This window comes from Methylobacterium gregans, assembly GCF_022179245.1.
GTDB classification, from domain to species: Bacteria; Pseudomonadota; Alphaproteobacteria; order Rhizobiales; family Beijerinckiaceae; genus Methylobacterium; species Methylobacterium gregans.
In genome coordinates, this window is record NZ_BPQM01000073.1 from 15705 (window position 1) to 39513 (window position 23809).

The 23809-nt window shown below is 70.5% G+C and carries 24 protein-coding genes; 13 read left to right on the top strand and 11 right to left on the bottom strand.

All coding sequences use genetic code 11. The annotated features are described in order from the left end of the window. The first annotated feature begins 183 nt into the window (after nucleotides 1–183). Entirely contained in the window at nucleotides 184–717 is a 534-nt protein-coding gene (locus MFF54_RS15480) for a Dps family protein (RefSeq protein ID WP_238303736.1), read from the top strand. Nucleotides 718–777: 60 nt separating this feature from the next. Here MFF54_RS15480 and MFF54_RS15485 read toward each other — a convergent pair whose 3' ends face one another. Genes MFF54_RS15485 through argJ form a run of 3 tightly spaced genes read right to left on the bottom strand, consistent with a single transcriptional unit; the run spans nucleotide 778 to nucleotide 3157 of the window. Continuing rightward, nucleotides 778–1200: a (deoxy)nucleoside triphosphate pyrophosphohydrolase gene (locus tag MFF54_RS15485; protein ID WP_238303737.1), complete on the bottom strand. Its 423-nt coding sequence runs from the start codon at nucleotides 1198–1200 to the stop codon at nucleotides 778–780. After that, nucleotides 1197–1910: an SIMPL domain-containing protein gene (locus tag MFF54_RS15490; protein WP_238303738.1), complete on the bottom strand. Its 714-nt coding sequence runs from the start codon at nucleotides 1908–1910 to the stop codon at nucleotides 1197–1199. Before MFF54_RS15490 ends, MFF54_RS15485 begins: the two co-directional genes overlap by 4 nt. After that, nucleotides 1907–3157 carry a bifunctional glutamate N-acetyltransferase/amino-acid acetyltransferase ArgJ gene (gene argJ, locus MFF54_RS15495; RefSeq protein ID WP_238303739.1) on the bottom strand — a complete coding sequence of 417 codons (1251 nt, stop codon included), beginning with the start codon at nucleotides 3155–3157 and terminating at the stop codon, nucleotides 1907–1909. Before argJ ends, MFF54_RS15490 begins: the two co-directional genes overlap by 4 nt. A gap of 291 nt (nucleotides 3158–3448) precedes the next feature. Between argJ and MFF54_RS15500 the strand changes: the two genes are divergently transcribed. Next, nucleotides 3449–3817 carry a response regulator gene (locus MFF54_RS15500; protein ID WP_306423966.1) on the top strand — a complete coding sequence of 123 codons (369 nt, stop codon included), beginning with the start codon at nucleotides 3449–3451 and terminating at the stop codon, nucleotides 3815–3817. A 118-nt stretch (nucleotides 3818–3935) separates the two neighbouring features. Here MFF54_RS15500 and leuS read toward each other — a convergent pair whose 3' ends face one another. Beyond that, nucleotides 3936–6530, bottom strand: a complete 2595-nt coding sequence (leuS, locus tag MFF54_RS15505) for a leucine--tRNA ligase (protein WP_238303741.1) — start codon at nucleotides 6528–6530, stop codon at nucleotides 3936–3938. Nucleotides 6531–6773: 243 nt separating this feature from the next. On the opposite strand from leuS, the gene MFF54_RS15510 reads away from it, so the two are divergent. After that, nucleotides 6774–7493 (top strand): YggS family pyridoxal phosphate-dependent enzyme, encoded by a 720-nt coding sequence (locus tag MFF54_RS15510; RefSeq protein WP_238303742.1) that lies wholly within the window; start codon nucleotides 6774–6776, stop codon nucleotides 7491–7493. Nucleotides 7494–7506: 13 nt separating this feature from the next. Here MFF54_RS15510 and MFF54_RS15515 read toward each other — a convergent pair whose 3' ends face one another. Together MFF54_RS15515 and MFF54_RS15520 are read right to left on the bottom strand one after the other, a co-directional pair. Further along, nucleotides 7507–7992 (bottom strand): MarR family winged helix-turn-helix transcriptional regulator, encoded by a 486-nt coding sequence (locus MFF54_RS15515; RefSeq protein WP_238303743.1) that lies wholly within the window; start codon nucleotides 7990–7992, stop codon nucleotides 7507–7509. A gap of 167 nt (nucleotides 7993–8159) precedes the next feature. Further along, complete coding sequence (locus MFF54_RS15520; protein WP_238303744.1) at nucleotides 8160–8726, bottom strand: L,D-transpeptidase family protein; 567 nt, start codon at nucleotides 8724–8726, stop codon at nucleotides 8160–8162. Between the two features lie 245 nt (nucleotides 8727–8971). On the opposite strand from MFF54_RS15520, the gene MFF54_RS15525 reads away from it, so the two are divergent. The 9 genes from MFF54_RS15525 (at nucleotide 8972) to MFF54_RS15565 (ending at nucleotide 18269) form a co-directional block, all read left to right on the top strand. Beyond that, nucleotides 8972–9655: a response regulator transcription factor gene (locus MFF54_RS15525; protein WP_238303745.1), complete on the top strand. Its 684-nt coding sequence runs from the start codon at nucleotides 8972–8974 to the stop codon at nucleotides 9653–9655. 83 nt (nucleotides 9656–9738) lie between these two features. After that, the gene (locus MFF54_RS15530; RefSeq protein WP_238303746.1) at nucleotides 9739–10191 is read left to right on the top strand and encodes a cyclic nucleotide-binding domain-containing protein; all 453 of its coding nucleotides are present in this window, start codon (nucleotides 9739–9741) and stop codon (nucleotides 10189–10191) included. 92 nt (nucleotides 10192–10283) lie between these two features. After that, a complete protein-coding gene (dapD, locus tag MFF54_RS15535) occupies nucleotides 10284–11150 on the top strand; it encodes a 2,3,4,5-tetrahydropyridine-2,6-dicarboxylate N-succinyltransferase (protein WP_238303747.1) in 867 nt (288 codons plus the stop codon). Next, a complete protein-coding gene (locus MFF54_RS15540; RefSeq protein WP_238303748.1) occupies nucleotides 11150–12019 on the top strand; it encodes an alpha/beta fold hydrolase in 870 nt (289 codons plus the stop codon). Before dapD ends, MFF54_RS15540 begins: the two co-directional genes overlap by 1 nt. Nucleotides 12020–12172: 153 nt before the next feature. After that, the gene (locus tag MFF54_RS15545) at nucleotides 12173–13084 is read left to right on the top strand and encodes an acid phosphatase (RefSeq protein WP_238303760.1); all 912 of its coding nucleotides are present in this window, start codon (nucleotides 12173–12175) and stop codon (nucleotides 13082–13084) included. 119 nt (nucleotides 13085–13203) lie between these two features. After that, nucleotides 13204–15489, top strand: a complete 2286-nt coding sequence (locus MFF54_RS15550) for a TonB-dependent siderophore receptor (protein WP_238303749.1) — start codon at nucleotides 13204–13206, stop codon at nucleotides 15487–15489. A 133-nt stretch (nucleotides 15490–15622) separates the two neighbouring features. Further along, the gene (gene lptE, locus MFF54_RS15555) at nucleotides 15623–16192 is read left to right on the top strand and encodes an LPS assembly lipoprotein LptE (protein WP_238303750.1); all 570 of its coding nucleotides are present in this window, start codon (nucleotides 15623–15625) and stop codon (nucleotides 16190–16192) included. 10 nt (nucleotides 16193–16202) lie between these two features. Continuing rightward, entirely contained in the window at nucleotides 16203–17237 is a 1035-nt protein-coding gene (holA, locus tag MFF54_RS15560; protein ID WP_238303751.1) for a DNA polymerase III subunit delta, read from the top strand. Nucleotides 17238–17333: 96 nt separating this feature from the next. Beyond that, nucleotides 17334–18269, top strand: a complete 936-nt coding sequence (locus tag MFF54_RS15565) for a diguanylate cyclase domain-containing protein (RefSeq protein ID WP_238303752.1) — start codon at nucleotides 17334–17336, stop codon at nucleotides 18267–18269. A 12-nt stretch (nucleotides 18270–18281) separates the two neighbouring features. On the opposite strand, the gene MFF54_RS15570 is transcribed toward MFF54_RS15565, so the two are convergent. The 4 genes from MFF54_RS15570 to mnmG form a co-directional block, all read right to left on the bottom strand. Continuing rightward, nucleotides 18282–19187, bottom strand: coding sequence for a ParB/RepB/Spo0J family partition protein (locus MFF54_RS15570; protein ID WP_238303761.1), 906 nt, complete (start codon nucleotides 19185–19187; stop codon nucleotides 18282–18284). A 90-nt stretch (nucleotides 19188–19277) separates the two neighbouring features. Then, a complete protein-coding gene (locus MFF54_RS15575; RefSeq protein ID WP_238303753.1) occupies nucleotides 19278–20126 on the bottom strand; it encodes a ParA family protein in 849 nt (282 codons plus the stop codon). Then, complete coding sequence (rsmG, locus tag MFF54_RS15580) at nucleotides 20123–20767, bottom strand: 16S rRNA (guanine(527)-N(7))-methyltransferase RsmG (protein ID WP_238303754.1); 645 nt, start codon at nucleotides 20765–20767, stop codon at nucleotides 20123–20125. Before rsmG ends, MFF54_RS15575 begins: the two co-directional genes overlap by 4 nt. Continuing rightward, entirely contained in the window at nucleotides 20767–22647 is a 1881-nt protein-coding gene (gene mnmG / locus MFF54_RS15585) for a tRNA uridine-5-carboxymethylaminomethyl(34) synthesis enzyme MnmG (RefSeq protein ID WP_238303755.1), read from the bottom strand. The genes rsmG and mnmG overlap by 1 nt, the downstream gene beginning before the upstream one ends. 496 nt (nucleotides 22648–23143) lie before the next feature. On the opposite strand from mnmG, the gene MFF54_RS15590 reads away from it, so the two are divergent. After that, nucleotides 23144–23290, top strand: a complete 147-nt coding sequence (locus MFF54_RS15590; RefSeq protein WP_238303756.1) for a hypothetical protein — start codon at nucleotides 23144–23146, stop codon at nucleotides 23288–23290. An 83-nt stretch (nucleotides 23291–23373) separates the two neighbouring features. Here the strand turns inward: MFF54_RS15590 and MFF54_RS15595 are convergent, their stop codons facing one another. Continuing rightward, entirely contained in the window at nucleotides 23374–23559 is a 186-nt protein-coding gene (locus tag MFF54_RS15595; protein ID WP_238303757.1) for a hypothetical protein, read from the bottom strand. Nucleotides 23560–23809 lie beyond the last annotated feature (250 nt).

Genomic DNA, 23809 nt, shown 5'->3' on the forward strand with positions numbered 1-23809 from the left:
AGGAGCATCAGATTAGAACCTCTCCAGGCTGTGCGCTGTCCGGGACCCGGCCATGCACCCCTCGAAAGGGCCGGAACAATCAGCGTCACCGTTCATTCTGCCGAGGAACGATGCCGGCGCGGCCACGGCGAGACCCGTGGACGCGTGCATCGATACCGACATTCCAGACGAACGGAGATATCCATGGCCAAGGCCAAGCCCGTCAGCCGGATCGGCAGCGATCGCCTCAACACCCCGACCGACCTCAACCCCGAGGACGTCAAGAAGATCTCCGAGGGCCTGACCGTCCTGCTGTCCGACCTCTTCGCGCTCTACATCAAGACGAAGAACTTCCACTGGCACGTCAGCGGCCCGAATTTTCGGGACTACCACCTGCTCCTCGACGAGCAGTCGCAGCAGATCTTCGCGATCATCGACGCCGTGGGCGAGCGCGGCCGCAAGATCGGCGGCACGGTGCTGCGCTCGATCGGCCAGGCGAAGTCGCTGACCAACGTGCAGGACAACGACGCCGAGTATGTCGGCCCGCTCGACATGCTCAAGGAGCTGCGGGACGACAACAAGGCGCTCACCGCCCGCATGCGCGAGCTGCACGAGGTCACCGACGAGGCCAACGACGTCTCGACCACCAGCCTGCTGGAGGAGTGGATCGACCAGTCCGAGGAGCGCACGTGGTTCCTCTACGAGACCACCCGCAACGCCGAGGCCGGCGGTCACTGAGCTGTCCCGCTCCCCGGAGCAGCAGGGCCCCGCACCACCGGTGCGGGGCCTTTTTCGTGGTCAGGGACCGAGCAGATCGACCAGGAACGGGATCAGAGGTTCGTCGGCGGGCGGCATGGCGAGATCCCGCAAGGCACTCGGCCGCACCCATTTCAGGGCCTGCCCCTCGAGCCCGCGCGGTGTGCCGGACCAGCGGCGGCAGACGTAGAGCGGCATCAGGAGGTGGAAGCTCTCGTAGGCGTGACTCGCGAAGGTGAGGGGCGCGAGGCAGGGCTCCTCCACGCTCACGCCGATCTCCTCCGCAAGCTCGCGGATCAGCGTCGCCTCCGGCCGCTCGCCGGGCTCGACCTTGCCGCCGGGAAACTCCCAGAGGCCTGCGAGCTGCTTTCCGGGCGGGCGCTGGCTCACCAGCACGCGGCCGTCCCGGTCGACCAGGGCGACCGCCACCACGAGGAGGAGGCGCAGGGGCGCGACCTCGCTCATTGGGCGATCGCAAAGCTGGCCGAGACCGCGCTGCGGCTCTCGATCGTGCCGGCGGCGATCGGCACGCGGCGACCGGGCGCCGGAGCCTTCAGGCGCGCTTGAGCGGCCATCGGCATGGGCGGCGGCGCGGCGCTGTCGCTGCCCGACAGGCTGCACAGGCGCCCGAGCTTCGTGCCTACCGCCTCGGCAAGCTCCGCCGCGCGGGCGCGGGCGTCCTTGGCTGCGGCGACCTGAAGCTCCGCGTCGACCTTCTCGGGCTCGTTCAGGCCGAAGCCGATCGAGTCGATCCGGTTGGCGCCCGCATCGAGCGCCCGCCGCAGCAGGTCGCCGAGGCGGCTCATATCGGCGAGCCGGATCGTGACCGCGTTCGCGGCCCGGTAGCCGTCTGCCTGAGACTCGACGGTGCCGTTCGGCCGGGTGATGGTGCGGGTCGCCGCCTCCAGCACGACCGCGGAGGTGCCGATATCGGCCTCCGGCACGCCAAGATCGCGCCCGAGGGCGACCACGCCCGCGACCGCCTTCGAGGCGGCGTCGAGGGCGGCGGCCGGGTTCGGCGCCTTCGTCTCGACGCTGATTGTGACCTCGGCGAAGTCGGGCGCCCGGCTCGACGCCGCCCGTCCGGTGACGCTGATCGTGTGGTCACAGGCATCGTCGGCCCGCGCGGGCGCGGCGGCGAGCAGCAGGGCAATGCCGGCGAGCGCCGCCCTCACGAACGATAATCCCCGTTGATCTCGATGTAGGCCTTGGTGAGATCGCAGGTCCAGACACGGGCCCTCCCCTCCCCCAGCCCGAGATCGACCCGGACGCGGATGTCCTGCTCGCGCATCACGGCGCTCGCGGCGTCCTCGCTGTAGTCCGGGTCGCGCGCGCCGGAGACCGCGACGCGCACGTCGCCGAACCAGATCGCGAGGCGGTCGCGGTCGGCGGGCTCGCCGGCCTTGCCCACCGCCATCACCACGCGGCCCCAGTTCGCGTCCTCGCCCGCCACGGCGGTCTTCACGAGGGGCGAGTTCGCGATCGACATGGCGATGCGGTGGGCGGAGCGGTCGCTCTCGGCGCCCGTGACCTCGACGGTGACGAACTTGCGCGCGCCCTCGCCGTCCTTGGCAACGAGCTGGGCCAGTTCGGTCAGCAGGTCGTCGAGCGCCGCCTTGAAGCCGGCGAGACGCGGGTCGGTCGCGTCCGCGATCGCCGCGTTGCCGGCCTTGCCCGTGGCGAACAGCATCAGCGTATCGGAGGTCGAGGTATCGCCATCGACCGTGACGCAGTTGAAGCTCCTGTCCGCGCCTTCCGCCAGCAGCGCCTGCAGCACCGGCTGCGGCAGGGCGGCGTCGGTGAAGACGAAGGCCAGCATCGTCGCCATGTCGGGGGCGATCATGCCCGCGCCCTTGGCGATGCCGTTGATTGTCACGGCCTTGCCGTCGATCTCGGCCCGGCGCGTCGCGCGCTTCGGGAAGGTGTCGGTCGTCATGATGGCCTGCGCGGCCTCGGCCCAGGCGGCGGGGCTGTCCACTGCGCGGGCCGCGCAATCAGCCAGCACGCCCTCGAACTTGCCGGCGTCGAGAGGCTCGCCGATCACGCCCGTCGAGGCGACGAACACGTCGGTCTCGGCGCAGGCGGCGGCCCGCGCCGCGATGCGGGCGGTGAGCGCGACCGCGTCGCGCCCGCGCTGCCCCGTGAAGGCATTGGCGTTGCCGGAATTGACGACGAGCGCCCGGGCCGCCCCGGACGTCAGCGCCTCACGGCACCAGTCGACGGGCGCCGAGGGGCATTTGGAGCGGGTGAACACGCCGGCCGGCACGGTGCCGGCCTCGAGCCCGACATACAAGACGTCGGTGCGGCCCGAATAGCGGATGCCGGCCTGCGCGGTGGCGAGGCGCACGCCCGCGACGGGCGGCAGATCCGGCTGGGTCTTGGGCGCGAGGGGCGAGACGGGCGGCGGATTGGCGGACGACAAGGACGATCTCCAGCGTGGACCGCGGGGGCGCCGCGGTGTTGCCCCGGCCGAGCCGCTGGCGTCAACCGCGCGGCACCCCGTTGCGCCGCAGCACGCCCTGCCTGCTGGGCGGGCAGGACGAGCACGAATTGCGGCGCCTTCGCGGCAGAAGCCTTGTGCTACGAAGCGATGTCAGTTTAGCATGATGCAATGCAACGCGAACACGAAGCCGATCGCGCTATGCCGCGAGTAGCCCTCGGATCCGCTGCCGTCTCACCCGCCATCCCGCCCAGGGGATGTTACCGGGTTCAAGTGCTCGTCGCCGGACATCAGAAGCGCTGGCGCGACGAGGTCTCCGCCCAGATCCGTCAGACCGGCTATCAGGTCACCGCCTGCGACAACGGCGTGGACGCGATGGCCGTGCTCGCGCTCGGACTTCCTCTCGACGTGATGGTGGTCGACGCCTCCCTGGAGGGACGGCTGTGCTGCTCCCGGCTCGCGCAGGAGGCCCGGGCTCTGCGGCCTTCACTCCGTGTAGTGCTGGCCTGCGACATGACGGAGGCCGAGCGCGAGGCCGTCGATCAGATGCCCGACGCGCTGATCGTGGCGAAAGACCATCGCGCCGGGGCGGTGGCCAGCATCGTGCGCGAGGCGCTCGCGGTGCCGTTGCACGACAACTGAGGGCTCCGGCCCACGACCGCAGGCCCTCAGGTCTCTCCTGTCAGTCCGTAGGGAGCGCCGGTCGCGTTCCTCCCCGGGGGGTATGGCGGGGAGGGATCCGCGGCCGGCCGAGGCCCGCTCACACCACCAGATTCACGATCCGGCCCGGCACGACGATGACCTTCCGGGGCGCCTTCCCTTCCAGCACCTTCTGAACCGCTTCCAACGCCAGGGTCGCCGCCTCGACGGCCTTCGCATCGGCATCGCGCGGCACGGTCACGTCCGCGCGCTTCTTGCCGTTGATCTGGACCGGCAAGGTGATCTCGTCCTCGACGAGGAGCGCCGCCTCGACCTGAGGCCAGGAGGCCTGGGCCACGAGACCCGAGCGGCCGAGCGCCTGCCAGCACTCCTCGGCGAGATGTGGCATCATCGGGGCGATGAGCTGCACCAGGATGCCGGCGGCCTCCGTCGCGGCTTCACGGGAGGCGGTGCCGCGCAGCGCGTCGTCGAGGGCGTTGGCCAGGGTGTAGACCTGCGCCACGCAGCGGTTGAAGCGCAGACGCTCGACGTCGTCGCCGACGCCCGCGAGCGCCCGGTGCGCGGCCTTGCGCAGGCCGAGATCCGCGGCACCGTCGCCGCCGGCCTGCGCCGCGGCGTTCACGAGGCGCCACACGCGTTGGACAAAGCGGGCGGCGCCCTGCACCCCCTCCTCCGTCCAGATCACGTCGCGCTCAGGGGGTGAATCCGAGAGCATGAACCAGCGGGCGGTGTCGGCGCCGTAGCTCGCGATGATGTCGTCGGGGTCGACCACGTTCTTCTTCGACTTCGACATCTTCTCGATCGCCCCGATGGCGACCGGCGAACCGGTTTTCACGTGGAACGCCCTTCGCGTTCCCTCCTCGCTCTCGAAGCGGATCTCGGCGGGCGGCACCCAGGCGCCGGCCTCATCCTTGTAGGTCTCGTGGACGACCATGCCCTGCGTGAACAGGCCCGCGAAGGGCTCGGCCACGCCCGACCAGCCGGTCTCGCGCATCGCCCGCGTGAAGAAGCGGGCGTAGAGCAGGTGCAGGATCGCGTGCTCGATGCCTCCGATATACTGGTCGACCGCGAGCCAGTGATCGACCGCCCGGCGGTCGGTCGGTGCGTCCTGAAGCCAGGGCGCCGTGAAGCGGGCGAAGTACCAGGACGAGTCCACGAAAGTGTCCATCGTATCGGTCTCGCGCCGGGCCGCCTGCCCGCAGCGGGGACAGGGCACGTTGCGCCACGCATGGTCACGCTCCAGCGGATTGCCGGGCTGGTCGAACGAGACCTCCTCGGGCAGCTTCACCGGTAGATCGGCCACGGGAACCGGCACCGGACCGCAGGCGTCGCAGTGGATGATCGGGATCGGACAGCCCCAGTAGCGCTGGCGCGAGACGCCCCAGTCGCGCAGGCGGAACTGCACCTTGCGGGCGGCCACCGGGCTCCCCGCGAGGACTTCCTGCTTCAGGCGGTTGGCCACCGCCTCGAAGGCCTCGCCGGTGGTCATCCCGTCGAGGAAGCGCGAGTTGATCAGCCGGCCGTCGCCGTCATAGGCGGTGTCGGTGACGACGAAGGCGGACGGGTCCTGATCCTCGGGGCAGACGACCGGCGTGTTACCGAGGCCGTACTTGTTGGCGAAGTCGAGGTCGCGCTGGTCGTGGGCCGGGCAGCCGAACACGGCGCCGGTGCCGTACTCCATCAGCACGAAGTTCGCGACGTAGACCGGCAGCTCCCAGGCCGGGTCGAGCGGGTGGCGCACGGTCAGCCCCGTGTCGAACCCGAGCTTCTCCGCCGTGTCGATCGCCTCCTGAGCGGTGCCGATGCGGCGACACGCCTCGATGAAGGTCTGGAGCTCCGGCCTGTCCGCACTGAGCGCCGCGGCGAGCGGGTGGTCGGCCGCGATCGCCAGGAACTTCGCGCCGAACAGCGTGTCAGGCCGGGTGGTGTAGACCTTGACCGCGTCGTGCGCGCCCACGGATCGGGTCAGCGCGAAGCGGACCTCGAGTCCCTCGGACTTGCCGATCCAGTTCTTCTGCATCAGCCGGACCTTCTCAGGCCAGCGCTCCAGACCATCCAGCGCGCCGAGCAGATCCTCGGCGAAGTCGGTGATCTTGAAGAACCACTGTGTCAGCTCGCGGCTCTCGACGAGCGCACCCGAGCGCCAGCCGCGCCCGTCGATCACCTGCTCGTTGGCGAGCACGGTGTGGTCGACCGGGTCCCAGTTCACCTTCGCGGTGCGGCGCGTGACGAGACCCTTCTCCAGAAAGTCGAGGAACATGCGCTGCTGGTGCTTGTAGTAGGCCGGATCGCAGGTCGCGATCTCGCGGCTCCAGTCGAGCGACAGGCCCATGGACTGGAGCTGGCCGCGCATCGTGGCGATGTTGGCGTAGGTCCAGTCGCGCGGGTTGACGCGCCTCTCCATGGCGGCGTTCTCCGCCGGCAGGCCAAAGGCGTCCCAGCCCATCGGGTGCAGCACATTGAAGCCCCGGGCCCGCTTGTAGCGGGCCACCACGTCGCCCATGGCGTAGTTGCGCACGTGTCCCATGTGGATGCGCCCCGAAGGGTAGGGGAACATCTCCAGCACGTAGTATTTCGGCCGGCTGTCGTCGTTCGGCGTCTCGAAGATCTTCGCCTGCGCCCAGGCCGCCTGCCAGCGCGGCTCGGCATCCTTGGCATTGTAGCGCTCGGGCGCGGTCGGGGTCGGGTTCGTCATGGCTCGGGTCGCGAGGCGGGAAACGGGCGGCGGGCCTCAAGGGCCGGCGGGTTGCGGCCGGCACTAGCATATTCATGGTCGATCCGGTCAACGCGCGGACGCGCAGCGCCCCTGCGCGAGACCTGCGAGAAGCTGGGCTCTTGGAACCGGGCTCTTGGAGCCGGGCGCTTGCGGCGCGCGTTGCGGCTGGTAGGTCCCTGGGGCGAACGACCCGAAAAGCTGGATGCGTCCATGGATGTGCCTATGACCGAGCCCGCCCCCTCCCCCACTGCCCGCCCTCCCGTCGGCGACGCCGACGTTGCGGCGGGTCTGGCCGATGTGCGGGCCGGGATCGCCCAGGCGGCCGAGGATTGCGGGCGCGACCCGGCCGGCGTGCAACTGATTGCGGTCTCGAAGACGGTGCCGGCCGAGGGCATCCTGCCGGCGTTGGAAGCCGGCCAGCGGATCTTCGGCGAGAACTACGTGCAGGAATCGCGGGCGAAGTGGCCCGATCTGAGGACGCGCTACCCCGATGTCGAGCTGCACCTCGTCGGCCCGTTGCAGTCGAACAAAGCCCGCGAGGCGGTCGAGCTGTTCGACGTGATCCACGCCCTCGACCGGCTCTCGCTCGCGGCGGCGCTCGCCAAGGAGATCGCCCGCACCGGCCGTGCGCCGAAGCTCCTGATCCAGGTGAACACCGGCGCCGAACCGCAGAAGGGCGGGATCGCGCCGGATGAGGTCGACGTCCTGCTCGCCGAGTGCCGCGATACCCACGGGCTCGCGATCCAGGGCCTGATGTGCGTGCCGCCCGTGGAGGATCCGCCCTCGGCCCACTTCGCCCTGCTGGCGCGGATCGCGGAGCGCCACAACCTGCCGATCCTCTCGATGGGCATGAGCGCCGACTACCCGGCGGCGATCCAGCTCGGTGCCACCCATGTCCGGGTCGGCACCGCGATCTTCGGCGCCCGCGCGCGCAAGGCCTGAGGGAGCGGCCGGATCAGGCGCGCCCGACCACCCGGGCGAGCGAGAGGCGCAAGGTATCGGCCTCGGCCGCTCCGTACTGCGCCTCGAAGGCCGCCTGGGCCCGCCGCCAGAGGGCACGGGTCGCCTCCAGCTTGGCCCGGCCCGCCGGCGTGAGGTTCAGCGAGCGGGTACGGCCGTCACGGCCCGGCCCGATCTCCACGAGGCCGTCGCGGGCCAGCGGTCGCAGGGCCCGGCCAGTCGCGGTGCGGTCCATCACGAGATGCACCGCGAGCTCGTTCACGGCGAGCGGACCGGTCCGGTCGAGCACGGCGAGCACCGAGAACTGCGTCGTCCGCAGGCCCGAGACGGCGAGGAAGCGGTCGTAGAACTGCGTCATGTGCCGCGCGGCCTGCCGGATGGCGAGGCAGTGGCACGGGCTCGGAATCAGCGGCGCACCGCCGGCCTTCTTCACGGTCTCGGCGCGCGCGCGCACCGGCCCGGCCGCTTCGGCAGGGGGCATGCCCTGGGATCTCCTCAACGCCTGTGGTGCGCCGGACGACACCGGATTCGCCTGCGGGTTAAGCCACATGCACGGCCTGCACGTCTACCCGGCAAGCGGATCCGCAGCGGCATGGCGCCGATGATGTGCCGGCATAGGATCGGCCGGACACCGACGATGGAATGGGCTCAGAGGATCCGCAGCCGCGTGCGCGGCCCGACCCGGCGCAGCAGCCGAAGCAGATCCTGCAGGCGCAGGGCGACGCAGCCCTCGGTCGGTCGGAAGCCCGGCCGGGCGACATGCAGGAAGATCGCCGAGCCCCGGCGCGGGCGGATCGGCCCGCGGTTGTAGTCGAGGTCGATCACCACGTCGTAGAGCCCGTCCTCGCGCCACATCCGCTCGTGGCTCACCCCCGGTACGGGAAGGCGGACGGGCCGGTTGTAGCGCCGGTCGCGCGGATCATCGCACCAGCCGTCCTGCGGGTCGGTCCGGCGCAGCTTCAGCGCCGTGATCGGACGCGTCCCGAGCCGGTCGTGCCGATAGGCGCCCCCCAGCAGGCGGAAGCTGCCGCGGGGTGAGCCGCCGTCCCCTTCCCGCTTGGCGCGGACGATCCCGGCGGCGCCGAGCGCGCAGGGGATTGCGCGCCCCGGCACCAGGATCTGCCCGCGCCGCCGATCTCCGGCCCCGGCCCGCACCTGCAGCGTCCTCAAGGTGGTCGGAACGGTTCGCGCAGCAGGTGGGCGCGTCGCTTTCATTGGCGGAATCTCGTCTCATATCGGGCCCGAAGGTTCTTGAGGTCCGAAGCGGCAGAAAGTATGAAGAATTGCGCGCAAGCCAATTCCCAAGCGCGAAATGTGCCTTATTCTGGTGCATATGCCCGGACCTGCGGTACCGGGGCCAGGGGGTTCGTGCGCGGGCGAACCCGGTTCCCGAATTCGGGAGCCGTGCGCGCCACTCCTCGGCCCGGGACTCACCGAGCGGGCCTTTGAGAGTTGGACGGATGAACGCCTACCGCCTCCTGATCTGCGACGACGACGCGATCCTGCGGGAGACCCTGACCGAGCAGTTCGATGCCTACGACGAGTTCACGGTCGTCTCCGTAGCGAGCGCCGCCGCGGCGGTCGAGGCCGTCTCCGAGCACCGCATCGATCTCGCGGTGATGGATGTCGGCCTGCCCGACATGGACGGGCGCGAAGCCGTGCGCCAGATGCGCCGCAACGGCTACCGCGGCCCCGTCGTGATGCTGACGGGCCAGGACTCGGAGGAGGACACGGTCGAGGGGCTGGAGGCCGGCGCGAACGACTACGTCACGAAGCCCTTCAAGTTCGGCATCCTGCTCGCCCGCATCCGGGCGCATCTGCGCAGCCACGAGGCTTCGGAGGACGCCGTCTTCCAGGTCGGTCCCTACACCTTCCGGCCGGGCGCCAAGCTCCTGATCGGCGAGCGCGGCTCGAAGCTGAAGCTCACCGAGAAGGAGACCGCGATCCTGCGCTTCCTCTACCGGGCCGGCCGCGAGGTGGTGGGGCGCGACACGCTGCTCGCGGAGGTGTGGGGCTACAACGCCCACGTCACCACGCACACGCTGGAGACCCACATCTACCGGCTGCGCCAGAAGATCGAGCCCAACCCCGCGACCGCCGCGATCCTCGTGACCGAGGCGGGCGGCTACAAGCTGCTGCCCTGAACTTTTCTGCGTCCCGACGTCGTGCGCCCGAGGATCGGTTCGGTTAGAACACGTCATCGCGTGACGGGCCGGGAAGCGAAGACTTGGCGATCGACGACGACATCGCGGTCCTCGCCGCCGCTCCCCTGTTCCGGTGCTTCAACCGCGACGCCCTGCGGCTCCTCTCCTTCGCGGCCGAGCGGCGCGATCTTGCGGCCGACGAGGTTCTGTTCCGGCGCGGCGATCCGGCCGATAGCGGTTTCGTCGTCGTCTCGGGCCGCGTCCTGCTGGCGCCGCCGGCGTCCGGCGCCGAGCCGGTCGAGGCCGGCCGCGCCGCGCTGATCGGGCAGATGGCCCTGTTCGTGCGCGGCGAGCGGCCGGGCGAGGCACGCGCGACCGAGCCGACGACGGTGCTGCGCATCACCCCGGCCCTGATGCGGCGCGTGCTGGAGGAGTTCCCGGACGCGGCCGCCGCGATCCACGACACGCTGGCCGAGGATCTGGCCGGTCTCACGCAAGGCCTGGAGCGGGTCCGCGGTCTGCTGGCGGCCGACTGAGCCCCCTCCCCCACGCGCCCGAAGGGTGACAGGCCAGGGCCGGCTCTGTAAGCACGGCCCCGATTCCACCTGAAGCACCGACCGGAAGAACCATGTCCGAGGCCCAAGCCCGCACGGAAGCCCACGCCGATCTGGCGCGCACCATCGAGAACGCCTGGGAGGAGCGCGCCTCCATCGACACCGGCACCCGCGGCCCGGTGCGCGAGGCGGTGGACGAGGCCCTGAACCTGCTCGACGCGGGCCAAGCCAGGGTCGCCGAGAAGACGGACACCGGCTGGCAGGTCAACCAGTGGCTGAAGAAAGCGGTGCTGCTCTCCTTCCGCCTCAACGAGATGGTGGCGGTGCCCGCCGGCGCCGCGGGCGCGCCGGCCTGGGACAAGGTGCCCTCAAAATTCGAGGGTTGGGGCGAGAACCGGTTTCGCGATGCCGGATTCCGGGTCGTGCCGGGCGCCGTGGTGCGCCGCTCGGCCTACATCGCGCCTGGCGTCATCCTGATGCCGTCCTTTGTCAATCTCGGTGCTCATGTGGGCACCGGCACGATGGTCGATACGTGGGCGACGGTCGGCTCCTGCGCCCAGATCGGCAAGAACGTGCACCTCTCGGGCGGCGTCGGCATCGGCGGCGTGCTGGAGCCGCTCCAGGCGGGCCCTGTGGTAATCGAGGACGATTGCTTCATCGGCGCGCGCTCCGAGGTGGTCGAGGGCGTGGTGGTCGAGCGCGGCGCCGTGCTCTCCATGGGCGTCTTCATCGGCGCCTCCACCAAGATCATCGACCGCGAGACCGGCGAGGTCTTCCGCGGGCGCGTGCCGGCCTACTCGGTGGTGGTTCCGGGCGCCCTGCCCGGCAAGGCTCTGCCCGACGGCTCGCCCGGCCCCTCGCTCTACTGCGCGGTGATCGTGAAGCGGGTCGACGCGCAGACGCGCGCCAAGACCAGCATCAACGAGCTCCTGCGCGACTGATGCCCGTGCGGCAGGAGACGCGCCAGCTCGACCTCACGGTCTCAGGGTGCCCCTGCCCCACCCCGGTCGACGTGGTGGGCGAGGGACCGGCGGCCCTGCTGCTCCCGGCCCTCTCCACCATCTCGGCCCGCGCCGAGATGCACGGCCTCGCCGAAGCGCTGGCGGGCGATCACCGCTGCCTCGTGCCGGACTGGCCGGGCTTCGGCGACCGGCCGCGTCCGCGCCTGCCCCTGGAGCCGGCAACGCTTCACGCCTTCCTCGACGCGCTTGTCAGCGCGCTACCCGGCCCCTACGCCCTCGGGATCGCGGCCGGGCACGCGGCGGGCTACCTCGTGGCGGCAGCGGCGCGCCATCCCGGTCTCTTCGGCCGGCTCGTGCTCGTGGCGCCCACTTGGCGCGGCCCACTGCCGACCGCCATGCCGGAGCGAAAGGCGCTCCACGGCCGGATCCGGCGCGCCATCGAGACGCCGCTCCTCGGGGACGCGCTCTACCGCCTCAACATCAGCCCGCCGATCATCGGCCGGATGATGCGCGCCCACGTCTACGCCGATCCGGAACGGGTCACGCCGGCGGTGGTGCGGGCCAAGCACGCGGTGACGCGCCAGCGCAACGGGCGCTTCGGCACGGCCGCCTTCGTCACCGGCGGCCTCGATCCGGTCCAGAGCCGGGAGGCCTTTCTCGCCCTGTTCCAGGATGGGCTACCGCCCGTGCAGATGCTCCGGCCGGAGCGCGCCCCGCCCCGATCTGGCGCGGAGATGGACGCGCTGGCCGCCAGCGGCCGCGTCCGCCCAGCCGCCGTTCCGGGCGCCCTGAGCGCGCACGAGGAGCATCCCGACGCCGTCGCCGCCGCGATCCGCGGCGCGATCTGATCGGTCCCGGACCCCATCCGACGCGCGAGAACCGGACGTTTTTGTATCATGAATGCTGCCGCGGCGGCTTTGCCTGCGCCGAGTGCCATAGGCGCGTCGTGAATCGCCTCGTATGATTCCGAGAATTACAGGATCGTGACGCTGCAGAACCCGATGCTCCGCCCCTCCTCCACACGCGCCGCGCCGGCGCTTCTGGCCCTCCTGCTCTCGACGGCCGCGCTGCTGGCGCCCGGATCAGCCGGCGCCGAGCCACCGAAGCCCGCCGCGCCGCCCGAGAATGCGGCACCCGGCCCGCAATCTGCGCCGTCGGTCGGGTCGGACACTTTGAAGCCCGGCAAGCCGGCGGTTAAGCCCTACCTCAGCGAAGAGGCGGCTCCGGACACGGTGAAGATCCTATCGCCGCCGCCCGCCAGCCACTCGCCCCTCGAGAACGCCGACCGGGCGGCCTTCAACACCACGCGCGCTCTCAAGGGCAGCCCTCGCTGGGATCTCGCCGCGAGCGACGTGGCCGAGGGCGCCTCGGCGATCCTCGAGACCTACGCCTGCGTGCTCGGCACGAAGATCGACGCGGCACGCGTGCCCGCCGTGGTCAACCTATTCGAGCGCGCCCGGCTCGATATCGCCCGCGGCACGAAGGCGCCCAAGCTGCATTACCGCCGTCTGCGGCCGTTCGTCGGCAACGACGCACCGATCTGCGTGCAGCGGACCCAGCAGCTCGCCGACAGCTTCAGCTACCCCTCCGGTCACGCCACGCAGGGCTGGGCCTACGCGCTGATGATGGCCAGTCTGGTCCCCGGCAAGGCCGGCGCGATCCTCGCGCGCGGACGCGTCTACGGCGAGAGCCGGATCGTCTGCGGCGTTCACTGGCTAACGGACGTTGCGGCGGGCCGCACCAACGGCTCGGCGATCTTCGCTGCCCTGATGGGGAATGCGGAGTTCCGCGCCGACATGGACAAGGCTCGAACCGAGCTCGCCAAGGTGGTCGACGCCAAGGGACAGGCTCCAGAGGAGTCGACCTGCACCCGCGAGAACGCGGTTCTGACGGCCCCGGCTCTCCAGTTCTGAGAGGGCCGGGACACTTTTGAACCGTTCCAAGTGTGTGATTTCAATCACGTTTTCGGGTTGAACACGAAAGCTTGACCGCTAAACCTCGGGCGACCCTGATCGCACCGGACCGAGGTTTCATGTCCCAGCGCGCCCGTCTCGCGGCCCTCGCCTCGCTGCTCGCCGCGGGACCGGCGGCCGCACAACAGAGCGTCGAGCTCAACCAGATCTCGGTGGAGGCCACGAAGCCGAGAGCGCGGGCCACGGGCCCGCGCGTCCAGGCGCGGCCACAGCCGGTCCAGCAGGTGGAGCCGGGACCGGGCGGGGGCGACCGCGTCTCGGGCGGCCCCATCGGCCCGGGCGCCGACAGCGCCGCCACCAGCGGCGGCGGCGGCGGTCCGAGCGGGGTCGTCGGCTACACCGCCAAGGTCAGCCCCACCGCCACCAAGACCAACACGCCGCTGATCGAGACGCCCCAATCGGTGAGCGTCGTCACCCGCGAGCAACTGAACGACCGCAACGTGCAGTCGCTCAACGAGGCCCTGGCCTACACGCCGGGCACCTCCACGGACGTGTTCGGCTTCGACCCGCGCTTCGACGCCTTCTACATCCGCGGCTTCCAGGTGACGTATAACGGCATCTATCGCGACGGCCTGCGCCAGCCCGGCGTCGGGCTCGCGGTGCCCCGCATCGAACCCTACGGCACCGAGGCGCTGACCATCCTGCGCGGACCGGCCTCCGGACTCTACGGCCTCGGCTCGCCGGGCGGCATCGTCGACGTCACGACGAAGCGGCCGGTCTTCACCCGTTTCGGCGAGGTCTGGTTCCAGGGCGGCAACTACGACCGCTACCAGGGCAATTTCGATATCGGCGGACCGATCGAAGGATCGGACGGGACGATGGCCCACCGACTGACCGGTCTCGTGCGCCAATCCGACACCTTCCTGCCGGGCGCAACCGACGACCGGGCCTACATCGCCCCCGCCTTCACCTGGAAGCCGTCCGCCGACACCACCTTCACGCTGCTGACCGAGTTCCAGCGAACGCAGGCACCCGGCACGGCGGCGTTCTTCAACTTCCCGGGCTTCGTGGTCTCACGGCTCTACCAGGGCGATGCGGGCTTCAACGCCTTCACCACGCAGCAGTACCGCATCGGCTACGCCTTCGAGCACAAGTTCTCGCCCGACCTGATCTTCCGCCAGAACTTCCGCTATTACGGCGTCAACGGCGACTTTCCCTACACCGAGATCACCGGCATCACCGGGCTGTCGGCACAGCGCTATGCCGGCCTGTTCATCGAGGATCTGCACGCGGTCACACTCGACAACCAGTTCGAGGGCCACGTCGTGACCGGTCCGGTCAGCCACACGATCCTGGGCGGCATCGACTACCAGCGCTACGACTACACCCGCCGCTCCGGCTTCAACTTCGGCGTTCCCGATCTCGACCTGACGGGCGTCACCGACTTCTCGAACTTCCGTTACCGGACCTTCATCCCGAAGCCGGCCCTGACCGCAGCCTCGTTCCAGACTCTCGATCAGGTCGGCCTCTATCTGCAGGAGCAGGCGAAGTTCGACCGCTTCGTGCTGACCCTGACGGGTCGGCAGGATTTCGTCTCACAGAGCACCCGGACCGGCACGCCGGGCGCTCTCGGTGCCGCCGCCACGCAGAACGACGCCGCCTTCACGGGCCGGGTCGGCCTGAACTATCTCCTCGCGCCCGGCCTCGTGCCCTACGCCAGCTACGCCACCACCTTCACCCCGCAGGTCGGCGTCGACGGCCAAGGCCGCCCCTTCCCGGTTGCCACCGGCGACCAGATCGAGGCGGGCGTGAAGTACGTGGTGCCGAACACCAACATCACCGCGGCTTTCGCGGGGTTCGACATCGTGCAGTCCTCGATCCTGCGCCCCGATCCCACCAACACCGCCAATCAGGTCGCCACCGGCGCGGTCCGGTCCAAGGGCTTCGAGGCGGAACTCGTCGCCAACTTCGCGCCCGGCACGAACCTGACGCTGGCCTACACCCATCTCGACTTCCGCTTCGTGCGCCAGACCTCACTGGTGGTGCCGAACCTGCCGATCGACGGCAACGCCCTGTCGGGCATCCCGGGCGACAGTTTCAAGGCCTTCGCCACCTACCTGTTCCCGCCCTCTTCACCGCTGTCCGGCCTCACCATTGGCGGGGGCGTGCGCTACGCCAGCACGAGTTTCGCCAACGATGAGAACACGGTGCGCAATCCGACCGTGACGCTGTTCGACGCCCTCATCGCCTACGACTTCGCGGCGCTGGACCCGAAGTACAAGGGCTTCCGCGCCCAGCTGAACGGCTTCAACATCTTCGACCGGGACTACACGAACTGCCAGGCCGGCTTCTGCTACCGCGGCGCGCCCGCCACCGTGATCGGCAGCCTGATCTATCGCTGGTAGGGCAGGGGCGGCGCTGCGGGGCGCCACCACGCTCCCGCCGCAGAGAAATCGTAACGCCTGTGCCTCAGGCTGATGGCGCGGCGGCGGGCGCGCGCGTAAAGAGCGGATCGGGATGAGGCTGGAACGCGGGCGCATGGTTCGTCGGGCAGGGCAGGGACTTCGGCGCGGGGCTCAGCAAGGGGTTCGGATCACGAGCCGCCTCGCCTGCGCGGGCGCGCTGGTGCTCGGCCTCTCGGCCTGCTTCCGCCCGCTCTACGGTCCGACCGCCTCCGGCGAGTCGATGGGCGCATTGCTCGCCGCCATCCAAGTCGACGAGATCAACATGGCGCAGGGCCAGGAGCGCCTGGGGCACTATCTGCGCAGCGAGCTGATCTTCGATCTCGACGGCTCGGGTCAGCCCGCGCCGAAGCGCTACCGCCTGAAGATGCAGGGTAGCGAGACCATCCAGACGCCGATCGTCTCGACCCAGACCGGCCGCGCGGAGGCCGGTACCATCGTGGGCAGCGTGCGCTACAGCCTGGAGAGCCTCGACGGGCTCAAGGTGATCACCGAGGGCGTGGCAACCTCGACCGCGACCTACGACCGCTCGATCCAGCGCTTCGCCAGCCAGCGCGCCGCGCGCGACGCCGAGATCCGGCTGTCGAAGGTGCTGGCCGAGCAGATCAAGACCCGCATCGCCTCCGTACTCTCGGCCAGACCGTAGGACGCGGCGCGTGACGGCCGTCAAGGCGCACGAGGCCGACGCGCTGATCCGGCGGGGGCCGGATCCCCGCATCCCCGTCATCCTCGTCTACGGACCCGATACCGGTCTCGTGGTCGAGCGTGCCAAGCGCCTCGCCGAGAGTTTCGTCACCGACCCGAACGATCCCTTCGCCCTGGTGAAGATCGACGGCGACGCGCTGGCCGGCGATCCTGGCCGCCTCGTGGACGAGGCCGGTACGGTCGGGCTGTTCGGCGACAAGCGCACCATCTGGGTCCGTCCCGGCAGCCGCAACTACGCGCCCGCGGTCGAGGCGGTGCTGAAGGCGGAGGTCGCCGAGACCCGCATCGTGGTGGAGGCCGGAGACCTCGCCAAATCCGCCCCCTTGCGCACCCTGTGCGAGCGCTCGCCGAAGGCGCTGGCCATCCCCTGCTACCCGGACGACGAGCGGGCACTCGCCGACCTGATCGACCGCACCCTGCAGGAGCGCGGCCTGCGCATCGCCCGGGAGGCCCGCGAGGTGCTGGCCCAGAGCCTCGGCGGCGACCGGCGCGCCAGCCTGTCGGAGATCGAGAAGCTCGCGCTCTACGCGTCCGGGCAGGGGAGCGTCGAGCTCGACGACGTCGAGGCGATCGTCAGCGATGTCGGAGCGAGCGTGCTGAACACCCTGATCGATGCCGCCTTCGTGGGGCGCACGGCGGAGGTCGAGCGCGAGTATCGCCGCTTCCGCCACGAGGGGCTCGATCCGTCGATGATGCTGGGCTCCGCGCTCCGCCACGCGCTCACCCTGCTGGCGAGCCGCCTCGAGGGGCCGGATAAGAGCCCGAGCCTGCTCGTCGCCTCCTGGCGCGGCCTGCATTTCAAGCGCAAGGCTTCCGTCGAGGCGCAGCTCGGCCGGTGGAGCCCCGCCGCGCTCCGCCAGGCGGTTCAGATCCTGCAGGACACCGTTCTGGCTTGCCGCCGGGCGGATGCCGACCTCGCCCACGCTCATGCCTCGGCGGCCCTCCTGCGCATCGCCGCGGAGGCGGCGCGGCGCCGAGCTGGCTGACATCGGCGTGAGCAGGGATGGGCGAAGCGGCCTCGCCAACCCTCCGTTAAGTCCGCCCGGTTCAATAATCCGTCCTCTCTGATCTGCCTAAACGCGATGTCGTCCTACTTCTTCCGGCAGCGTCAGTCCGAACCGGCCGATGCGCCCGACTCGGAACCGGATCTGGCGGCGTTGAAGCGGGAAGTTCAGCGCCTGCGGGAGATGCTCGATCTCAACTCGGACTGGATCTGGGAGGTCGACGCGCAGGGTCGCTACACCTACGTCTCGCTCCACTGCCTGCCGCTGCTCGGCTACGCACCGGAGGAGATGCTGGGTCGCACGCCCTTCGATTTCATGCCGCCGGAGGAGGCCGCCCGCGTGGGCGCGGCTTTCGCGGCGATCGTCGCGGAGAAGCGCGGCTTCTCGCATCTCCTGAACCGCACCATCCGCAGCGACGGCCGGATCGTGGTGCTGGAGACCAGCGGCGTGCCGCTGCTGAACCCGGACGGCAGCCTGCGCGGCTATCGCGGCATCGACCGCGACATCACCGAGCGGGAGGCCGCCAACGAGCGCCTGCGCCACGCGGCGCGGCACGATTCTCTCACCGCATTGCCAAACCGGCTCTATCTGCGCGAGCACCTTGGGGCGCTGCTGGGCGCGGTCGGGCCGGGCTGCTGCGTGCTGGCGATCGACCTCGACCGCTTCAAGCCCGTCAACGACCGGCTCGGTCATGAGGCTGGGGATCTGGTGCTCCGGGAGATCGGCCGGCGCTTGGCGGATCTGGCAAACGCGCGCGGAGTTTTCGCCGCGCGGCCGGGCGGCGACGAGTTCGTGGTGATCGCCGACGCTCTGATGCCGGGCGCGGCCGAGCGCCTGGCCGACGACCTGCGGGCGGCGATCGGCGGCCCGATCAGCCTCGGCAGCGAGACGGTCGCGGTCGGGGCGAGTGTCGGTGTCGCCCAGGCGCGGGCGGACGATACGGTCGAGACCCTGCTGGCCGCCGCGGACCGGGCGCTCTACCGCGCCAAGTCCCGGCTCGATGCCGCCTCCTGAAGCCTTCCCGGCTCAGTCCTCGTTCGGGATCTGGAAGCGGCGGCAGAGATCGTCGAGTTCCTGCGCCGTCTGGTAGCGGATGCGGATCTCACCCTCGTTCGGGTTCTTCGCCTTCAGGCTGACGCCGACGCCGAGCGCCCGCGCGAAGCGGCGCTCCAGGCTGCGGACCTCCTCGGATCGCTCGCCGGCGCCGCGGGGACGGCCGGGGCGGGGGCCTTCCTGCTCCGGAACCTCGGCGGCGGCGATGGCCTCGACCTCGCGGACCGACAGCCCCTCCTCCACGATGCGGCGCCCGACCGCTTCGGGATCGCGCACGGCGAGCAGCGCGCGGGCGTGGCCCGCCGTGATCTCGCCCGCGATCACCCGCTCCTGGATCGACGGCGGCAGGTTCAGAAGCCGCAGCGTATTGGCGAGGTGACTACGGCTCTTCCCCAAGATCTCAGCGAGCTCGCGCTGGCTATAGGCGAACTCGCTCATCAGTCGCTCGTAGCCGGCCGCTTCCTCGATCGCGTTGAGATCGGTGCGCTGCACGTTCTCAAGGATCGCGAATTCGAGCGAGGCTCGGTCGTCGATCTCGACGACGACCACCGGGACCTCGTCGAGACCGGCGCGCTGGGCTGCGCGCCAGCGGCGCTCGCCGGCCACGATCTCGAAGGCACCCGGAACGTCGGCGAGCGGACGCACAACGATCGGCTGAATCAGCCCGCGCGCCTTCAACGAGACCGCGAGTTCGTCGAGGTCGGTCTCGCTGAAGCGGCGGCGCGGGTTGCGCGGGTTGGGGCGCAGGAACTCGACCGCAACCCGGCGTTGCGGGGCAGGGGACTTGGCCCCGTCCGCGGCCGGTTCTGCCGCACCGAAATCACCGATCAGGGCCGCGAGCCCGCGTCCCAGCCGGGGCCGTGCGCCCTCTTCCGCCATCACCGCCACCCATCCACTCCGTTACGCAACCCGCGGCTTTGCCGTCGGGATACCCGCGTCAAACCCGTTCAAACCGTGGGCAAACCCGCCTCATGCCGCGGCGTGGACCCGGCCTTCCCGCTGGATCACCTCCGAGGCGAGGCGGAGGTAGGCCTGGGACCCGGCGCATTTGAGGTCGTAGAGGAGCGCCGGCTTGCCGTGCGAGGGCGCCTCCGAGATCCGCACGTTGCGCGGGATCATCGTCTCGTAGACCTTCTCGCCCATGAAGCTGCGGACATCCGCCACGACTTGGTTCGAGAGGTTGTTGCGCGGATCGAACATCGTCAGCACGACGCCCTGGATCGTCAACTTTGGGTTGAGCGCCGCACGCACCTGCTCGACCGTGCGCAGGAGCTGGCTCAGACCTTCGAGCGCGAAGAACTCGCATTGCAGCGGCACCATCACGGCGTCGGCCGCGACCAGAGCGTTGATGGTGAGCAGGTTCAGCGAGGGTGGGCAGTCTATCAGCACGTAGCTGAAGCCCGCCGTCTCCGGGGCCTCGCCCATGCGCTTGAGCACGTTGCGCAGGCGGTGCGCCCGGTCGGCACTCTGGGCCATCTCAAGCTCCAGGCCGAGCAGGTCCATGGTCGAGGCGGCGAGCGACAGGCGCGGCACCGCAGTCGGCACCACGGCCTGGGCGAGGGTCGCCTCGCCGGCCATCACCTCGTAGGTCGAGACCCGACGGGCCCGGCGGTCGATGCCGAGCCCCGTCGAGGCGTTCCCCTGCGGGTCGAGGTCGATCACCAGCACCTGCTCGCCGATTGCGGCGAGCGCCGTACCCAGGTTGATCGCCGTCGTGGTCTTGCCGACGCCGCCCTTCTGGTTGGCGAGCGCGAGGATCCGCAGCGGGCGCGCGACGGCTGCCGGCTGAACGGGGGCGGGGAGGACATCGCTTGTCATGGGCTCGATCGGTGACTCGCGGGCGCGAGATCGCTGACCCGCACGATCCGGGCCATCGACTCGGTTCGGCTCGGAACGAGGTCGTAGGTGACTGTCCACCGTGCGGCCGCCCGGGTCAATTCCGCTTCGACCTCGCGGCCCTTCGGAAACAGGCCGGTGGTGCCCGAATTCAACAGGGGCTCGGTCCAGGCGAGGAGCTGTTCGAGGGGCGCGAGAGCCCGGGCGCAGACCACGTCGACACCCTGGAAATTTGGGATGACCGCCTCGATCCGGGCCGCGTGGATCCGGGCCCGCGCCCCGGTGAGCCGCGCGGTCTCGGTGAGGAAGGCGCATTTGCGCGCGTTGCTCTCGACGAGGTCGACGGAGATCTCGGGACCGCCCGCGATCGCCAGGATCAGGCCGGGGATGCCGGCGCCGGAGCCGAGATCGAGCCATCGTTGGGCCCCCGGTGCCAGCGCCAGGAGCTGCAGCGCGTCGGCCACGTGGCGCGTCCAGACCTCGGCGAGCGTCGCCGGGCCGACGAGGTTCTTCACCGATTGCCAGCGCTTGAGCTGGTCCACGTAGAGGTCGAGGCGGGCCGCGGTTTCACGTGAAACACCGGCTTCCGCGAGGACGCGCTCCCGATCGCTGCCGGCACCCATCAGGCACGCACCGGCGCGCGGCCGTCCCGGCGGGCATGGGCGGCCAGCAGGGTGAGGGCGGCCGGCGTCACGCCCTCGATGCGCGCGGCCTGTCCCAGCGTGCCGGGGCGCACGGCCTCCAGCTTCAGCCGCATCTCGTTCGAGAGGCCGCTGATCCCCGCATAGTCGAGCCCGGACGGCAGCCGAACCGCCTCGTCGCGCCGGAAGGCGGCGATGTCGGCCTGCTGCCGGTCGAGATAGACCGCGTAGGTCGCGTCGGTGCGCAGGCGCTCGGCGAGCCGTGGCGTGACGGCGCCGAGCTCCGGCCAGACCCGCGACAGCCGTGCCCAATCGAGTTCCGGATAGGAGAGGAGCTGGAAGGCGCTGCGGCGGATGCCGTCCTGGTTCAGCGCGATCCCGTGGCCGCGCGCCTCGGTCGGCGTGAGACTGAGCGCGTCGAGCCGGGCGCGGGCGGCGGTCAGTTCAACCTGGGAGGCGCTGAAATGCGCGGCCCGTGCGCTGCCGACGCAGCCGAGTGCCAGGCCGCGGGGGGTCAGGCGCTCGTCGGCGTTGTCGACGCGCAGGCTCAGCCGGTACTCGGAGCGCGAGGTGAACATGCGGTAGGGCTCGCTCACCCCATGGGTGACGAGGTCGTCGATCATCACGCCGAGATAGGATTCGGCCCGATCGAAAGACGCGATCGCCTGTCCGCCCGCGTGCCGGGCCGCGTTGAGGCCGGCGACCAGCCCCTGCGCCGCCGCCTCCTCGTAGCCGGTGGTGCCGTTGATCTGGCCGGCGAGGAACAGGCCGGGCAGGCGCTTGGTCTGCAGCCCGGCATCGAGTTCGCGCGGATCGACGTAATCGTACTCGATGGCGTAGCCCGGCCGCACGATCCGGGTCTTCTCCAGACCGGGGATCAGGCCGATCAGGGCGCGCTGCACGTCCTCGGGCAGAGCGGTCGAGATGCCGTTCGGATAGACGGTCGGGTCGTCGAGGCCTTCCGGCTCCAGGAAGATCTGGTGCCCCTCGCGGTCGCCGAAGCGCACCACCTTGTCCTCGATCGACGGGCAGTAGCGCGGGCCGCGGCTGCTGATGCCGCCCGAATACATCGGCGAGCGATGCAGATTCGCCCGGATCAGGTCGTGGACACCTTGCGTCGTGCGGGTGATGCCGCACCGGATCTGCGGCGTGGTGATCCGCTCGGTGAGCGTCGAGAACGGCACCGGCTCGGCGTCGGCCTCCTGCATCTCCAGGGCGGCCCAGTCGATGGTGGTCCCGTCGAGCCGGGGGGGCGTGCCGGTCTTCAGCCGGCCGAGGCGGAAGCCGAGGCCGTCGAGGGTGCGGGCGAGGCCGACGGACGGCGCCTCGCCCACGCGCCCGGCCGGCACCTGCACGGGGCCGATATGGATCAGCCCGCGCAGGAAGGTGCCGGTGGTGATGACCGCGGCGGCACAGGGGAGGGTGCGCCCATCCCCCAGCACCACGCCCGCGACGCGGCCCTCGGTGATGGCGAGATCCTCGCAACTCGTCTCGATCACCGTGAGGCCGGCGGTCTCCGCGATCGCCGCCTGCATCGCGGCCGCGTAGAGCTTGCGGTCGGCCTGGGTGCGGGGGCCGCGCACGGCCGGGCCCTTGCGGCGGTTGAGCAGGCGGAACTGGATACCGGCGGCGTCGGCGACCCGGCCCATCAGTCCGTCGAGGGCGTCGACCTCCCGGACGAGGTGGCCCTTGCCGAGGCCGCCGATCGCCGGATTGCACGACATGGCGCCGATGGTCGCCGCCGCGTGGGTGACGAGCGCCGTGCGCGCCCCACAACGGGCGGCGGCGGCCGCCGCCTCGACACCGGCATGGCCGCCACCGATGACGACGACGTCGAAGCGTGATGAAGCGTTGATGGACATGGGGTGATTAGGCGCGCCCGCGCGGGATCGTCAACGGATGGAACGCGTGGGCCGGGGTTGCCTGCGGCATCCGACACCGGGAGACGCATGATCGACGCGCTCTCGCTTCCGCCTTCGCGAGCGGAGCCAGCCCTATGACATGCACTGTCTGGTTCGCACGGGAGCCGCAGCGCGTCCCCTCTCACCCGGAAAGGGTGGGGCAAGAGGTATGAGGTTTCACACCTGAGCGCGCCATCGACGCGCGTCCGGCACCGCGTATGGTCCGGCAGCCGCATACCCCTCACCCGACTTTCTGCGAAAGCAGACCTCTCCCTACAGAAGAGGGGACCCGCGCCTCGGGCTGCGGCGCGGGGTAGGCCGCCATAGGCGTTTGACTGAACTCTACTCCGCCTGGCCGGGCGGAAACGGCATCAATATTGCATTGACCATGTTCGGCATACGCGCACAGCGCGTCGGCCGGCGTTCCTGCGTCCTGGGCACTTCGAGGAGGCGGCGCATGCATCTCGTGGCGATCGGGCTGGGCGCCCTGTGCTGCGCCGGCGGCGCGGTCGCGCACTTCACTGACACGACACACCGGCGCGAGGGCGCGCTCGGGCTCGCCGGGTTCGGTTTCCTGCTGGCCGGGCTTTTCCTCGAACGGTAGGACACGGCGGTGGATTCGGTAGCGCGCGACGCTCGTTCCGGAGCCGCCGGGCCTGCGCGGATCTACCGTCCTTCGGACCGGCGCTAGGCTGTCGCGCGCAACTGCTTCATCCAGAGATCGGCCGAGAGTTCCGCCCCGCCGCGCGTCGCGAAGGCGTAGGGCGCGCGCACCACGCTCCCGTCTTCCAGCTGGATCTGCCAGCGGAAGGTGCCGGGCTTGTCGGGGCAGGGCGCCACGTGCGGACGCCCCGGTTGCGGTGATCTGGCCATGCGGGACAAAAGCTCACGCGGCCGTGAAGTTCCGTAACGCGGTCCCCCGGCCGGATGCCCGACTACGTAGATGCCGCCCCTCCGCACCGTTCGGGACCCGCGCGCCCGCGGCGGTTGCCGTGCGCGGGCGCCCTGCGTTAGAGCCCGGGCAACCCGTTCCGACACGAAGCGAATTCCTGCTATGTCCCAGGCCGATCCCAAGAAGGCCGATATCAAGAAGGCCGACACCCTGAAGCCCCGCCTGCCGCGG